The organism is Bacillus sp. EA-CB0995, from assembly GCF_055814245.1.
The window spans coordinates 2,850,485-2,866,543 of sequence record NZ_CP169269.1 but is presented as its reverse complement, the minus strand read 5'-3'; the positions used below and the strand labels follow the sequence as shown (position 1 = coordinate 2,866,543).

General features: G+C 37.1%; 9 protein-coding genes and 3 pseudogenes. 10 read left to right on the top strand and 2 right to left on the bottom strand.

What is annotated here, in order from left to right; genetic code table 11:
• The first annotated feature begins 364 nt into the window (after positions 1 to 364).
• Positions 365 to 2,081: pseudogene (locus tag ACEWFJ_RS14835) on the top strand (alpha-keto acid decarboxylase family protein).
• A 504-nt stretch (positions 2,082 to 2,585) separates the two neighbouring features.
• Here ACEWFJ_RS14835 and iscB read toward each other — a convergent pair.
• Positions 2,586 to 3,833, bottom strand: coding sequence for an RNA-guided endonuclease IscB (iscB, locus tag ACEWFJ_RS14830; RefSeq protein ID WP_473689068.1), 1,248 nt, complete (start codon positions 3,831 to 3,833; stop codon positions 2,586 to 2,588).
• Positions 3,834 to 4,197: 364 nt separating this feature from the next.
• On the opposite strand from iscB, the gene ACEWFJ_RS14825 reads away from it, so the two are divergent.
• From ACEWFJ_RS14825 to hcp, 9 genes and pseudogenes are all read left to right on the top strand, one after another.
• Positions 4,198 to 4,755 carry a YdcF family protein gene (locus tag ACEWFJ_RS14825; RefSeq protein ID WP_473689067.1) on the top strand — a complete coding sequence of 186 codons (558 nt, stop codon included), beginning with the start codon at positions 4,198 to 4,200 and terminating at the stop codon, positions 4,753 to 4,755.
• 103 nt (positions 4,756 to 4,858) lie between these two features.
• Positions 4,859 to 5,848: an ABC transporter ATP-binding protein gene (locus ACEWFJ_RS14820; RefSeq protein ID WP_473689066.1), complete on the top strand. Its 990-nt coding sequence runs from the start codon at positions 4,859 to 4,861 to the stop codon at positions 5,846 to 5,848.
• Positions 5,835 to 7,322 (top strand): ABC transporter permease/substrate-binding protein, encoded by a 1,488-nt coding sequence (locus ACEWFJ_RS14815; RefSeq protein ID WP_473692524.1) that lies wholly within the window; start codon positions 5,835 to 5,837, stop codon positions 7,320 to 7,322. The genes ACEWFJ_RS14820 and ACEWFJ_RS14815 overlap by 14 nt, the downstream gene beginning before the upstream one ends.
• Positions 7,323 to 7,565: 243 nt before the next feature.
• Complete coding sequence (arcD, locus tag ACEWFJ_RS14810) at positions 7,566 to 8,993, top strand: arginine-ornithine antiporter (RefSeq protein ID WP_473692522.1); 1,428 nt, start codon at positions 7,566 to 7,568, stop codon at positions 8,991 to 8,993.
• A gap of 190 nt (positions 8,994 to 9,183) precedes the next feature.
• Positions 9,184 to 9,444: a LemA domain protein gene (locus ACEWFJ_RS14805; protein ID WP_098307236.1), complete on the top strand. Its 261-nt coding sequence runs from the start codon at positions 9,184 to 9,186 to the stop codon at positions 9,442 to 9,444.
• Positions 9,445 to 9,527: 83 nt separating this feature from the next.
• Positions 9,528 to 11,340: pseudogene (locus ACEWFJ_RS14800) on the top strand (AAA family ATPase).
• Positions 11,330 to 13,180 carry a hypothetical protein gene (locus tag ACEWFJ_RS14795; protein WP_473689065.1) on the top strand — a complete coding sequence of 617 codons (1,851 nt, stop codon included), beginning with the start codon at positions 11,330 to 11,332 and terminating at the stop codon, positions 13,178 to 13,180. Before ACEWFJ_RS14800 ends, ACEWFJ_RS14795 begins: the two are co-directional and overlap by 11 nt.
• 287 nt (positions 13,181 to 13,467) lie before the next feature.
• Positions 13,468 to 14,063: pseudogene (locus ACEWFJ_RS14790) on the top strand (hypothetical protein).
• Positions 14,064 to 14,169: 106 nt separating this feature from the next.
• On the top strand, positions 14,170 to 15,456 hold the full coding sequence (gene hcp / locus ACEWFJ_RS14785; protein WP_098307244.1) for a hydroxylamine reductase: 1,287 nt from the start codon (positions 14,170 to 14,172) through the stop codon (positions 15,454 to 15,456).
• 49 nt (positions 15,457 to 15,505) lie between these two features.
• Here the strand turns inward: hcp and ACEWFJ_RS14780 are convergent, their stop codons facing one another.
• Entirely contained in the window at positions 15,506 to 15,997 is a 492-nt protein-coding gene (locus ACEWFJ_RS14780) for a chromosome segregation protein (RefSeq protein WP_253629423.1), read from the bottom strand.
• Between the last annotated feature and the right edge of the window lie 62 nt (positions 15,998 to 16,059).

Below are 16,059 nucleotides of genomic sequence, written 5' to 3'. Positions count from 1 at the left end.
AACAAAAGCATTAGGTTCTGCTAAGCATAAAGGAAATCAAACGCAGGATCATACTTCTTCAAAGAAAGCACGCAATGCCCAAAATGCAGGGCAGCGTTAAGGTTAGAAACATAGCGAGGATTTAATTTAAAGACTTATAAATATTAACAGTAAAGATAGTAAGGATTGATTATCCCTACTATCTTTTTTTATAATATCATTTCGTCAACGCCTTACTTTACCATTACTTGAACAAAATAATTAAAGGATATAACGCACAGAAGATCGCTCAGCATGCCGGATAACCTGTTCAATGAAAGGGAACTATTAAAAGGGTACTATTACACAGAACAAGCCCAAGAAATGGATAAGGAGTGAGTGAGCGATGGACAACATGATGGCGGAGGGCGGCTCTGGCTCGCCAACCGGAACGGCTCAAAAACAGTTGGCCAGTATTTGTTCGATTGCTTGAAGATGGAGGGCATTACCGAAATTTTCGGCGTCGCAGGGGACTATAATTTTACACTGCTTGATGCTCTGGAGCGGTATAACGGCATCCGGTTTATAAATGGAAGGAACGAACTAAACTCGGGTTATGCTGCGGATGGCTACGCAAGAATCAAAGGCATGTCCGCTCTTATTACGACCTTCGGGGTCGGGGAGCTCAGCGCCTGCAATGCGATAGCGGGAGCCAACAGCGAGCATGTGCCAATAATTCACATTGTGGGTGCGCCTCCTGAGAAGGATCAAAAGGAGCACAAGCTGATGCACCACACCCTAATGGATGGGAATTTTGATGTCTTCCGCAAGGTGTATGAGCAGATTACGGTTTATACCGCGGTGCTTACGCCGGAAAACGCCAAGATTGAAATTCCGGCTGCGATTCGCATTGCTAAGGAAAAGAAAAAGCCGGTATATCTGGTTGTGGCAGATGATTTAGTGAACAAGCCGATCACTGCCCGGAAAGAGCCGATACCGCCGCGTCCAACGTCCAACCTAAAAACCCTTCAGGCTGCGGCGGATCACGTCCGTCGGCTGCTAGAGCGTGCTCACAGGCCGGTTATCCTGGTGGATGTCAAAATAATGCGCTTTGGCCTTCAGACAGCAGTTCGGCGGCTGGCCGACGCTATGAACGTGCCTATTGTGACGATGATGCTTGGGAAGGGGGCATTCGACGAAACCCATCCAAATTATATCGGAATGTACCTAGGCTCTTTCGGAAGTTCTGAAGTCCAAAGTACGGTGGAAAATGCAGACTGTATCATTGCGGTCGGGATGTTATGGGCGGACACCAACACCGCGAATTTTACCGCAAAGCTGAACCCGCTGGTGACTATCAATATTCAACCGGACATGGTCAAGGTCGCTGAGGCGGAATATCCGAATGTTTTTGCAGCTGACATGCTGCTTGCAGTGCAGAAGGTGGGTTACATAGGTCAAGGTTTGGCGGGAAATTTGTTATTCCCTTACGATCAAGTCACAGCTAGTGCTGAAGAGCCTCTAATGGCGGCCGGCTATTATCCCCTTTTTCAGCGCATGCTGAAAGAAGGCGATATTGTGATTGCCGAGACAGGAACGTTCTACAATGGAATGGCTGAGGTGAGACTGCCGAGCAATGTAACATATATTGGGCAAGGAGGCTGGGGATCCATCGGTTACGCAACCCCTCGGCGTTCGGTGCCATTATCGCTGCGCCGGAACGCCGGGTGTTGCTGTTTACAGGTGACGGATCCTTGCAACTAACAGCCCAGGAGATCAGTTCCATGCTCTATTATGGCTGCAAGCCCATAATCTTCGTCTTGAACAACGATGGTTATACGATCGAGAAATATTTGAATGTCAAAACAGAGGATCAAAAGTACAACCAAATTCCTCGATGGTCTTACACTAAGCTGGCCGAAGTCTTTGGAGGCAACGCGTTTACCGTTACGGTCCGGACCTATGGAGAGCTTGATCAAGCTATAACCCAAGCTGAAAAGGAACGTGCCGAAAGACTCTGTATCATTGAAATGATTGCTGGGAATCCGATGGACGCACCCGAATATATGCGACAGATGCGCAGTTATATGGAGAGGCAGGAGATGCAGCGCAGTCAGAAATAGTCCCGAATAACACGAGTGTTACTGAAAGATGGATCTGATCTTTAAGGGGTACCCTTGAAAAATGGTTATGGAGAAAAATTAGCATTTTTAAGCCGCTCCCTTCTATTAGCTACCTAAACTTTGCTAAGCAATTCTTTCTGTTACTCCCAGATGGACAAAAAACACCATTATTTTGATGGTATTTTTTAACTTATGTGAACATTATGGATTATCTAAAAAAATGGCATTCCATGTGGATAAGAGTTAACAGGAAGAACTTAAAAGTTTGATTGTGAATTATTACACTTAAACTAACGGGTGTGATTCTTCAACAAGAAATACGGTTTATATATAAGAAAGCCTGTATCTATAATTACTTAGTAATCATAGATACAGGCTTTTAAATTCAATCTTTACAAGTCTTTATATATATTTAACGTATTTCCGAAAGAAGTCCCCATCTTCAAACGCGTAACAGGCAGTAGCCTAGCGGTAAGGTGGGGATGAATTTCGGTTAGGCAAGGCTTAACTGATTTGTAAAAATAACCAATTATTATTGTGGTGGATACCTTCTATATTCGATATCTTCACTTGTTTATAGGATTTAGAAGGATTTTGTATATAGCGTCCATTTATATCTTGTATGTACACCATTTTCCCTGCAAACCCCGTCACGAATCCTATTTGTCCAAATACATTCACCTTATCACCTAAATAGATTCCATCTACATGTGATGTATTTTTCTTATTTCGCTTTGCATTTGTATTTTTTATTTTTCTTCCTTTTCTTGCAGTTGCTTCATGGAGAGAACGCTTTTTCTTTCTAAATTGCTTGATGCGAAATTCGCCACTTTGGTCATATGCTTGTAACCGTTTTGGATTTATAATCGCAATGGCGTCGTGTACATGTGTTTTAGATAAACGTAACTCTTTTCGTCTTAGTGTTGTGTAACTGCCATACGTAATCTCACAATCTAAACGCCTCATAATTTGCAAACGTAGTATATTCATAAAAGCTGTTTCTTTATATTGTTTTGGTTTCTTGAAATTGTGTTTGATTTTCCCTTGATGGAATTTTTGATGACATTCTTCATGTACAGTTACAAGGTTATCTGCCATATCAGAGCCGCCGTTACATCGTTCGATGATATGATGCGTATGCAAGATACCACCTTTTTTCTTACAAATTTGACAGGTATATTGATCTCTCGCAAACACGTAATATCTTGTATTCCAAAAGCCAAAGGCATCTCCTTGTTGATATTCTGTTCCTTGTATGTCAGGATTTTTTAGCTTTTGTGCATCAAATTTTCCTACTTCGACAATAACTTTTGGCAAAGGTAAGAGTGATTGGAATATCTCTATCCAATGAATGACATTGTTGATTCGACTTTGAATGGCTGGTGGGAGCCACCCTTCTTTCTTTTTTCGATTGAGAAAACGTGCTTTTCGGTAGCGAGTTTTGCGTTGTCTTCGGCTTCTACGTAATGTAGCGCGAAGGGTAAGGTTCTCCTTGACATCTTGACGTAATTCAATGGTTCCTTTCGCAAGTACTTGTTCTTCTGTTGTAATTGCAATGCCTACATACTTTGCACCACTATCAACACCGATTGTAACAAGTTGTATAGTTTCACCAGTAGGGTATAGCAGTTGAATGGTAAATGGTGTGTATTTCAAAATCTTTGCTTTTCCTTGTTTGAGAAGAATTCGTGCCTTACGAGGATTGCAAGGCATAAGCGGTTCTCCTCTTAAATTCTTGACAAATACACGCATGTTTTGTCCCTCCTAAGAGTTTGTTTCCCTTCGCCAATGTTTGTAGGTGTTGGCAACTTCTCGTGCAAGAAGGCTTGTGGTTGACCGTTCCTTCCCAATCAGAACTGTTACAGAGCCACCATAGAGCCAAGAACTAGGGAATCATTCTTGGGTATGCAACCTACGAACGGAGTCCACGAAAGACCGAGGCTAGACAACCAGGGTTTTTTCAAGCCCCCACTTCAAAATGCGTTAGCGTTTAAGTGGTGGGTAGTTGACTATGATACCTCGCTATTTGTTGAAATCAAGTGCGGACCACAAGATAAAGTACTTCTGCATAATCCCTTTCTTTTATATAATAAAAAGAAAGGGAGAGAACTGCTATATGAATAAATGGTTTTTATTATTACTGTTGTTATTGCCGCCATTATACGTTGTGTATATGACATACCGCATTAAGAAAACTGCCAATGAAAAAGTAAGTCGTACAGCGCCATATGTTTTAGTTTTAGGTGCAAAATTATTTGGAGATAAACCATCATTATCACTACAATATCGATTAGATGCAGCGCTAGGTTATTTACAGATGCATCCAAAAGTAAAAGTAGTTGTATCTGGTGGACAAGGAGACGACGAGGATATTCCAGAAGCACTTAGTATGTGCCGTTATTTAATGGCAAACGGTATTGAAAATGAACGGATTTTACTCGAAGATCGTTCTACAAGTACATATGAAAATATAAAGTTTTCTATAGATTTATATGATGTGAAGCATGCGGTTGTAGTAAGTAACACTTATCATTTATACCGAACAAAAATTATTGCAAATCGTTTAGGGATGAGGATGGAATCGCTTGCTGCACCAACGCCAAAGCGTTCAAAGAAAAAGGCATATATACGTGAATATGCTGCTATTATGAAAACAATTTTAGTGGATCATTAGAGCTCAAAATAGAGCTCTTTTTTATTTTTGAAAAAACAAATCATTTGAAAATAGCTCGGATTTCCGTGAGAATGGAAGAGAGAATGAAAAAGGGGTTGTGTATGTGATTCAATTTGAATGTGTTTCAAAAACATTTGATGATGGAACGAAAGCAGTAGACTCTCTACAGTTAGAGATTCGTAAAGGAGAATTTTTTGTTCTGATTGGCCCGAGTGGATGCGGGAAAACAACAACAATGAAAATGATTAATAGATTAATCGAAACAACAGAAGGCGCCATTTTTATTGATGGAAAGAACATTCGGGATTATAAAATTCATGAATTACGATGGGATATTGGATATGTCTTGCAACAAATTGCATTATTTCCGCATATGACAATTTCAGAAAATATTGCGGTTGTACCAGAAATGCGCAAATGGAGTAAATCGAAAATTCAAAAGCGTGTTGATGAATTGTTAGAAATGGTTGGTTTAGATCCTAATATATATAGGGGACGTATGCCAGATGAATTATCTGGCGGTCAAAAGCAGCGTGTTGGTGTTGTGCGGGCACTTGCTGCTAATCCGAAAATTGTTTTAATGGATGAGCCATTTAGTGCACTTGACCCTTTAAGTCGTGAGCAGCTGCAACGTGATTTAGTAGCCTTGCAAAGAAAGATTCAAAAAACAATTGTCTTCGTAACACATGATATGCAAGAAGCGTTATCGCTTGGTGATCGCATTTGTATAATGAAAGATGGAAGAGTTGTCCAACTTGATACGCCAGAAGTGATTTTACAAAATCCCGCAAATGCATTTGTAGAAGAATTTATTGGGAAGCCGCGATTATCATCTTGGTATGATAATAGAAAAGTAGAGGATATAGTATCCATATTTGCACAAGAAGGGAAACGAGTTGGTGGTACCCCACTTTCGACTGAAGTTACCTTGCAAGATGCTTTACTTCGTTTAGAACATGAAAAAGAAATACCAATCGAACAAAACGGTACATATATTGGTACATTAACAAGTCAACATATCGTTCATAGTAAATCAAATGAAAGAAAGGGGATAGACAGTGTCAGCATTATTACAAACGATGCAAGAGCGTAAACAAGAACTGTTAAGTGCTCTTTTGGAACATTTGCAAATTTCGTTGATTGCTTTATTTTTCGCAGTTCTTATCGCGGTTCCGCTTGGAATTTTGTTAACAAGACGAGAACGCATTGCCGAATGGGTTATTGGTACTTCTGCTGTGATGCAAACCATTCCTTCCTTAGCGCTTCTTGGATTATTAATTCCATTAGTTGGTATCGGAAAGGTTCCAGCTATAATCGCTCTTGTTATTTATGCGTTGCTTCCTATATTAAGAAATACATATACAGGTATTCGCAAACTAGATCCATCTCTAATTGAGGCAGCAAGAGCGATGGGGATGAACGGTTGGAGACGATTATGGAAAGTAGAAATACCACTTGCCTGGCCCTTTATTATGGCAGGGATTCGGACAGCAATGGTACTAATTGTTGGTACGGCGACATTAGCTGCTTTAATTGGAGGCGGAGGATTAGGAAAGTTTATCTTGCTTGGAATTGATCGAAATGATTATGCTCTTATTTTGTTAGGTGCTATTCCAGCTGCACTATTAGCATTGTTCTTTGATGGAGTACTACGCATAATCGAGCATGTAAGATTTTCACCAAGGCGAACAGTGATTACAATAGTTGCTGTAGCCGTAATCACAATTGCACCTTTTCTTTGGAGTACACAGAAGAAAGATATCATAATTGCTGGTAAGATTGGCTCAGAACCGGAAATTTTAATTCAGATGTATAAACAATTAATTGAGCAGGATACCGATTTAAAAGTAGAAACAAGACCAGGTTTTGGAAAAACATCTTTTGTATTCGAAGCATTAAAATCCGGAGAAATTGATATTTATCCGGAATTTACAGGAACAGCATTATCAACTTTCGTAAAAGAAGAGCCAAAAAGTACAGATCGTCAAGAAGTATATGAGCAGGCGCGAAATGGCCTGGAGCAGAAATATAATATGAAGCTGTTAAAACCAATGAAATATAACAATACATACGCATTAGCGGTACCAAAACAAATAGCGGAGCAGTATAACATAAAGACTATTTCTGATTTGAAAAACGTCTCTTCTCAAATGAAAGCTGGATTTACACTTGAATTTGCAGATAGAGAAGACGGATATAAAGGAATACAAAAGCTATATAATATACAGTTTCCAAATTTAAAAACAATGGAACCGAAGCTGCGTTATAGTGCGGTTCAATCTGGTGATGTAAATGTCATTGATGCTTATTCAACAGACAGTGAATTACAGCAATATGGTCTACAAGTACTAGAAGATGATAGAGGTTTATTTCCGCCCTATCAAGGAGCACCATTATTACGCGAAGAAACGTTAAAGAAATATCCAGAGATTGAAAAATCACTAAACAAACTTGCTGGGAAAATTACTGATGAAGAAATGCGTAAAATGAATTATGAAGTGAATGTAGAAGGGAAAGCAGCAGAGAACGTAGCACATGAATTTTTACAAAAAGAAGGACTGTTGTAATAGACATAATTTACAAATATAACCTAAAAAAAGTCGTTTATACAAAAATAAACGACTTTTTTTGTGCATACTTATACTTTTTTTCGAAAAAGTATTCCATTTTTGCTCGTTTTCTTTTAGAATAAGTAATGTTTTTCTGAAAGAATATAAAATGAAACAGTTCGTCATTTTCAGGGTACGTATTTTATATACAAATAATTCGAAATTTGAATGCCTGGTAGAACAGAATGAAAACATCAAGAAATTGCAGATGGGGTGATACCAATAGAAAAGAAATTAGGATTTTTTCCATTAATCGCACTTGTAGTAGGAACAATGGTTGGAGGCGGGGTATTTAGTTTACCGCATGATTTAGCAACAGGAGCAAACAGCGGTGCTATTTTAATTGGTTGGTGTATTACAGGACTAGGAATGATTCCGCTTACTCTCGTATATCAATCGTTGGCATATCGAAAGCCTGAACTTGAGGGCGGTATTTATAGCTATGCACGCGCAGGATTTGGGGAATATATTGGATTTAACAGCGCATGGGGATATTGGATTGCTGGAATATTAGGCAACGTTGCAACAATTATGATGTTATTTAACTCATTAGCATACTTTTTCCCAATTTTTAAAGGCGGTAATAATGTCCCGGCTATCATCGGTGCATCACTCGTGTTGTGGACGCTTCATTTTCTTATTTTACTTGGAATTCGTGAAGCCTCTATTATGAATTTTATCGCGACAATTGGTAAGCTTGTTCCAATTGTGCTGTTTATTGTAATTATGATTACGGCGTTTCGTTGGGATACATTTACGCATGACTTTTGGGGAAAAGGTACGGTCTCATTATCTTCTGTATTTGGACAAGTGAAGAACACGATGCTCGTTACGCTTTGGGTATTTATTGGCGTAGAAGGAGCGGTTGTTTTATCAGGACGAGCAAAACGTAGTCGTGATGTTGGAAAAGCAACTGTATTCGGTTTATTGTTAGTAATGAGCATTTATATTCTTATTTCTGTTTTATCGCTAGGGGCGATGCCACGGGAAGAATTAGCAGCACTTGAAACGCCGTCAATGGGACATGTACTTGAACATGTCGTTGGTTCATGGGGAGTATTCGTAATTAACTTAGGATTAATTGTTTCTCTTATTGGTACTTTAATTGGTTGGTTTTTACTCGTTTCGGAAATTTCTCACGTTGCTGGAAAAGACGGTGTGTTTCCAAAGGTATTTACAAAAACGAATAAAAATCATACACCGCATATGGCATTATGGATTTCAAACTGTGTTGCTCAAGCAATATTTATTATTGTGTTATTTTCAGCATCCACATATCAGATCATGTATTTTATTGCATCGACGTCGATTTTACTTCCATATGTATTTTCAGCACTATATCAGTTGAAATTAGTAATTACAAAAGCATATGAAGGAAATAGATTGAAAGATGGGATACTTGCTATTATGGCATCAGTATATGGTTTCTGGCTTGTGTATGCAGCTGGATTGAAAAACCTATTACTTGTTTCTTTAGTATATGGTATTGGACTTATCGTGTATGTCGCTGCAAGAAAAGAACAAGGAAATCGCTGTTTTACCCGTGCTGAACAATATGTGATGATTGTCATTTTATTCGCAGCGTGTGCGTCTATTTATATGTTAGCTACTGGAAAGATTGGAATGTAAACATATCAATCCAAAAAAAGGATTTATGCTAAAGTATGAGCATAAGTCCTTTTTTATTGGTGAATATGGTGTATTTAATAGCAACTTGTTTCGTTTACGTGGTTTCTTATGTATCATTTTTATAGAAATAGCAGGGATTTTTAGTAATTGGCAGAATAGTTAGTTTATACGGTGTGTAGGAGGGATTGTTATGAAAGAGACGGAAAAATTGGTGCGAATTGCGGAGTTAGCAAAAGACGTTCAAAAATTATTAGTGCAAGAATCGTTCTTTAATCGACATCCCGAACTGCGCGGAGCGGTAGAGAATTTAGCGTGTTCTGTAGAAGTTTTAGCCAATATGCATATACACGGAGATGAGAATGCGGAAGATACATTACGTTATGTACTAACAAAAATGAGGATTGCTCACAATGCAATTTCTCAAGAAAAAGAAGGCTTTCATTTAACCTGACGATAAGCGTCAGGTTTTTTGTTTCTAGTTTGCTTTTATTGTTCATACAATGATAAAAGCATCGAAAAAAGAAGGTGAGTGAGATGAAACTGGAGAAAGCTCTTCATCCAAGCTTTGTAAAAAGATTGCAGCATATGCGTTTTGTTGGAAAATTTGTAGAAGAGCAAAAGGATAGGAAAGGCTCGTTTTTTGTCGTTTGTCTTTCACCAATTCCAAATATAATTGAAGCTGCTTTTGGAGAACGTTCTTATATATTTGAGGGTTTATATAAAAATAAACAAAATGAAAAGTTTTTTGCAAGTGTAAAAGAAGGAAAAGAGAAAAACAATTGTTGTTATTTCGTCTTTCTTATACAGGAGGCGCTTTATATGTGGAATTAATACGTGCTGAAGAACGAGAAATAGCAAATTCCTATAAAGTGATTCCTTCTCCTAAATTATCAGCTCCGAAGGCGAGAGAAGCATTTGAAAGAAAACTTGGAAAAGGATATGTTTCATTTTTGGTACCAAAATTTCCGCATGATTTTGGTACGCCAGAGTTGTTATGGTATGAAGGGCGGATATATGGGAATATATTTTTGAAGCCTTCGATTAGTGCTATTACATATCGGGAGCAGAGGGGGGATGTTCGTTACCTTGATGTAGACGATTGGGTGCAATATGCCGAGATGAATGTCGAGAATAGCTTGTTTTTTGTTCGTACAGAAGTGTATGAACAGCTAGAAAAGCAAGTAAAAGAGAGTGGAAAACAAATTGAAATTATCGATACATGTAAACAAGAGAAAGGAAACGAATGGAATGAACGTGAACATTCTTTTTTACAATATGTAAAGCAAATTATCGCAGAAAAAGAATTATATATTGATGAGAGCGATATTTACAATTTTCATGTTTGTGTAAAAACAAATCTATTAACAATAGTAGGCGGTATGCCTGGTATTGGAAAATCACAATTTGTGCAAACCTATGCGGAAGCACTCGGATTAACGTTTGGGAAAAATTTTATTTGGATTCCGGTGTCACCATCCTATCAAGAACCTCATGATGTACTAGGCTATCTACATTCAAATGGAACGTACATGGAAAGTGAAACAAAACTTGTACGAACACTTTTGGAAGCAGCTGAAAACCCAAATCAATTATATATGATTGTATTTGATGAAATGAATATGTCGTATATTGAGCATTGGTTTACTCCTTTTTTATCTCTCCTGCAATTAGATCGGAAAAATCGTATTTTATCTTTGTATGCAGCTTGTAATGAAAAAGAACAGGATATACCATCACAAATTGAAATTGGTGATAATATCATTTTTATTGGTACAGTTAATTTTGATGAAACAACAAAGGAGCTATCTGACCGTTTATTAGATCGTGTAAATGTTGTATTACTTCAAAAAATTCCATTTTGTGAGATGAGCATGGTGGAGAAAAAAATGCTACATCTTCCGTTTACATTTTCTGTTTCTGCATTAGAATTTCGAATGAACTGGGTTTATCGCAAGGCAATGCTTGATGTATTTACAGATGAAGAATTAGAGTTATTAGATAAAATGCATCAACTGTTATTTCATCACGATACTTCAAAAGGAATTTCTTTTCGCGTTGCGTCAGCAATTGCATCTTATTTGAACAATATTCCATGTGATGAAGGCCGATCTTTGTTAATAAGCCGTGAAGAAGCATTTGACCTGCAAATAAAACAACGTATTTTAACGAAGTTACGTGGTACAGAAGCGACAATTGGTGCATTGCTTCGTGAAGAGGGAAAAAAGAGATGTCTCTTGTACAATTGCTGCAATCAGCACTTGCAAATCGTGTATCAACTTTTGAAAATTCTCTAATGTATATGAAGCAGAAACGGCGAGAATTGGAGCTGTACGGATATGTTAAATGAGAGTGCGTGTGAAACAGAAATTATAGAGACAGGGGAGAGGCTTCCTTTTGTGCTGAAAATAATAGTAGGGGCAGAAGAGAAGGGTGAGCATATTGTATTGAATAAACTTTGTACTTCGCCATTTACAATTTCTTCGTGTGTGTACAAAATTCAAGAATTAAAACCGCTCCGGCTACATATACAATCACAAAAGTCAATAAAGATTACGTTTATTTGGAATAAAGTATATGAAGGGCAAAAGCAACATATGGAATGGAAATATGAACTTAATGAACGACAACGTACTGTTTTACTGTATGAGCATGGTAAAACAGACTATTTATATCCATGGCGCTGTGGTGTATATCATTTTGAAGTGCAGGTTGGAGAAGAATTGTTTTACGGAGCATTTCAAATTGTTCCGAAAAACTTTTTTGATGATCAGCTAGAGTTAATTCAGCAATATGTAAAGTCTGTGCTAGGTGGAATTATTTTAGATCGTGGGTATTATAAAAAGACGTTTGTTACGTTTACAGATATTGAAGATTATTCATATATGCGCATACTCCGTGCACTGCCGCAAAAAATGAAAAAAGTAAAGCAGTTATATTATGAAGTGCAGAAAAAAACAAATTTTGAACAAGAGTATATATGGGAGATGAGAGAGAGAAAACCAACAAGAAAAAGCATCATTACACATGAGAAAAAGCCGTATGCAAAATGGTATAATCGCTGCTTTAGGGAGCAAAAGCATAGTAAAGAAAATGGCTATGTGAAATATAAAACGAATCAATTTTATAATAAGTTATTAGAAATTGATTCATTTTTACGCGAAACCATTCAGAAACTAGAGAGTGCACAACAAACGCGGAGAGAAGAGAAAAAAGCAGTGCATACTATTTTACAAACGATTGAACGAAATGGATCTGTGACCGAACGAGACAAACAAAAATATCGCAACATCCACTTGTTAAAAGACACTGACCTACGCAAAATGGCAATGAAAATCCAAGAATATAAAGTGCTCTATACAATTTTGCAAAGTACACTCACATATTTTTCATATCTTCTATATACGCCGTTTTGGAGAGGGATTCGGGAAGAAGTTACACTTACAATACATTCGCTGCCTCCTGTATATCATCAATTATTACATCAACTTGAGTTCTCACCGCATCGCAATGAATTAGAACCATCGTTTTTATTTGTTTATAAGCCGACATTTTTAATTTATGAGTACTTTGCGTATTTTACTGTTATTGCAATTTTACAAGAGATTGGTTTTGTTGATTCCCTGTCAATTGCAGAGCAAATTCAATCTTATTTTTATTTAGACGGTTTACAAGATGGAACAACAATTGTGTTAGACAATAAAGATTTGCAGCTGCATGTGGCTTTTAATGATTTAATTGAAACACATCCGCTTATTGCGCTTAGTAAAAATAGTCATTTTTATAATGGAGAAGACACAAAAAAGCCGGATATCCGTATTGATTGTTATAAAAGAGGAGAAACTGCTTATGAATATCAATCATCTATTATTATTGAAGTGAAGTATAGTCCGATGTATAACATTTTTCAATCAGTTGGAAATACGAAAGCAACCGAACAGATGTACAAATATTGGTCAATTAAATATGTAGAAAAGCAGAATGGAAAACGATTATTTCATCGCCGTGCGATTTATGAAGTCATATGTGTATATCCAGGAAGCAATATGCATTCGAAAAAAATTGAAGCAGGTTGTGGTGTATTTTTACAATTGTATCCGTATAAAACGAAAAAGGGAGAAGAGAGGCTAGCAGGGAAAAAAGAACTATTAAATATTTTTCAGCATTGGTTAGCGGAGATAAGGGAATAAAGTGAAACTTTTATTAGTAGGGACCTTATCTCCACTCATTTTTTGCTTCCTCTGAATATTAAGGTGAGGATGTCATTCCCGGTCTGTAACATGTTTCCTTTTTTTAAATATTGTCATGTCTTTTGTAAATTTTTTATATAAATATAAAAGTAATACAGGAATGATGATTCATATATGGAAACTATAAATAAAGAAATAGTTTTTCTTGCATAGCATGTTTCCTTTTTATATGATATATGGTGAAAGCGCTAACAAAAAAGTAAAGGGTGATGAGAAAGGCGGGGAGTATGTTCCAACGTGTTCAAACAAAGGAAGAACATTTTTGGTTCGAGCAATTATGGGGAGATTTTTGTGAAGAACGAAACTTAATGTTTGTAGAACGAAATTTAACACCTTCAAGATTTTTATTGGTAGAAGAAAATCATTACATCGGAACTGTTGAATGTATAAATTATACAGTACCTGAGCAATCAAATTCTGAGTTTTTTTACCCGTTTTCTAAAAATAAATATATAAAAGATTTAAAAAACGTGTACGAGATTGGGAAATTAAGTATTGCAAAAACATCTCGCGGTCGTGGACAATTTAAACAACTTGCGACGATTTTATTTATACATGCATTAGAAGTAAAAGCAGAGTGGTATATTGCGGTTGTAACAAAGCGGATGTATATGTACTTACGTTCATTAGGATTTCCAATCGAGCCAATTGATGATTCGTTTGCTATTAATGATAAACTGCAAGGTGTACCGGTTCGCATTCATGTTATGAAAGGATTAACTCATATGTACTCTTTAAAGAGTTTCGTGATGTGATTCAAGGAAATGCACATGCACAAGTTTTAATCCAGGAGAACAGTAAAAAAATTATGTTAACAAGATGAAGATTGTCACAAAATTGCATCATTCCATGTGATTATCATCACATCTTCCAATAGCGATGTGTATTACGCTTACATTGTAAAGATTGCTAGAGAGGGGATGGGAATGATGTTTTGTCATCAATGTGAACAAACGCCTACCGGTGGATGTAAAGTGATTGGAGTTTGTGGTAAAGACGAAACAATTGCAAGCTTGCAAGATATTATCGTCTTTGCTTTAAAAGGAATTGCCGCATATCGCACTCATGCAGCGCAACTAGGGTACACAGATCCGTTTGTAGATGCAGTAACACATGAAGCGTTATACATGACGTTAACAAATTCAAACTTTAATGAACAAGAACATTTAGATATGGCAATGAAAGTCGGAAAAGCTGCTATTCGCGTGATGGAACTACTTGATAAGGCACATACTGAACATTTTGGAGTGCCGGAACCAGTACAAATTACACAAAATCGTGCCTATGGAAAAGCAATTGTTGTTACAGGGCATAATTTATTTGCCCTAGAAGAGTTATTAAAGCAAACAGAAGGAAAAAATATCAATATTTATACACATTCTGAAATGCTGCCAGCACACGGTTATCCACAGTTGAAAAAATATGCACATTTAAAAGGGAACATCGGAAAGGCTTGGTACGATCAGCGTCGCTTATTCGAAAAATTTTCAGGAGCTATATTAGCAACGACAAATTGTGTTATGCCAATTAAAGGCACATATGCAGATCGCTTCTTTTCCTATGACGTTGCAGGGTTAGAAGGGGTACGTAAAATTGAAAATGATGATTTTACACCACTTATTGAAACGGCATTGAAACTTTCAGATGTACAAATGGAATCAGAAGAACAATTAATAACAGGATTTCATCATGAGACGGTATTATCGCTCGCACCAGAAATTATTGATGCTGTGAAAGCTGGTAAGATTCAACGTTTCTTTGTAATTGCTGGCTGTGATGCGCCGGGAAAAGGTGGAGAATATTATCGTGAATTAGCAACATCATTACCAGCAGAAACAGTTATTTTAACGACATCTTGCGGTAAATTTCGCTTTAATGATGTAGATTATGGCGTTGTACCTGAAACGAATATACCGCGTTTTATTGATTTGGGACAATGTAATAATTCAATTTCAACAGTGAAAATTGCAGTAGCTTTAGCGGAAGCGTTCCAATGTGAAGTGAATGAGCTACCAGTCAGCATTGTACTGTCTTGGTTTGAGCAAAAGGCTGTAGCGATTTTACTTGGGTTATTTAGCCTTGGTATTCAAGATATTCGTATTGGTCCGAAAGCGCCGGAGTTTATATCACCAGGTGTACTGCAAGTGTTGCAAGAGGCATTTCGCTTAAAACTAATTACAACAGCAGAAGAAGATATGAAAGCTATGTTATCATAATAAAAAAGACGATGTTTATAAAGAACATCGTCTTTTTTATTATGATATATTAAAATCCAAAAATGCTTAAAAGCATTTTACGACGCTTCGGTTTTTCTTCCTGTTTTGCTGCTGCTACTTCTGGCGTCATATAAATTGATTCTTTTTGCTTAAGTGTCATTTCTAATTGCTCAATTCTTGCGTGCATTTCTTCCATTTCATTACGGTGTTGTAACAATTGATAATTCACCACATCATCTGCTTTTTCTTGTAATTTTTCTTCTAGCCGATCTAAGCGCAAGGAAATGTCTTTTAATTGCGTTATAAATTGTTGCATTTCATTGGATGGTGCTGCTTCAGCAGCATGATAGGAAGATGGTTCATGTTCTTGGTTTGGTACAGAGCGTTGAAATTCAAGCATTTGTTGTAAATCTTGTTCGTAAAAAACATAGTGTCCAAATTTATTCTTTTTTAATTCTAATCCAATTTGCTGCGCAAGACGGATGACAGCTTTTGGACTAGTACCTAATTTTTTGGCAATCATCGGCGTTTTATATTCCACAATATATTCCACAATAATCCCTCCCAAATCTTGTTGTTAGAAGGTTTCGTGATAGTTTGTTC

Excerpts from the sequence above, each read along its gene's own strand:
- ACEWFJ_RS14805 (WP_098307236.1), top strand. The coding sequence starts at position 9,184 with ATGAAAGAGACGGAAAAATTGGTGCGAATTGCGGAGTTAGCAAAAGAC.
- ACEWFJ_RS14795 (WP_473689065.1), top strand. The coding sequence starts at position 11,330 with ATGTTAAATGAGAGTGCGTGTGAAACAGAAATTATAGAGACAGGGGAG.
- hcp (WP_098307244.1), top strand. The coding sequence starts at position 14,170 with ATGTTTTGTCATCAATGTGAACAAACGCCTACCGGTGGATGTAAAGTG.
- ACEWFJ_RS14815 (WP_473692524.1), top strand. The coding sequence starts at position 5,835 with ATGCAAGAGCGTAAACAAGAACTGTTAAGTGCTCTTTTGGAACATTTG.
- iscB (WP_473689068.1), bottom strand. The coding sequence starts at position 3,833 with ATGCGTGTATTTGTCAAGAATTTAAGAGGAGAACCGCTTATGCCTTGC.
- ACEWFJ_RS14825 (WP_473689067.1), top strand. The coding sequence starts at position 4,198 with ATGAATAAATGGTTTTTATTATTACTGTTGTTATTGCCGCCATTATAC.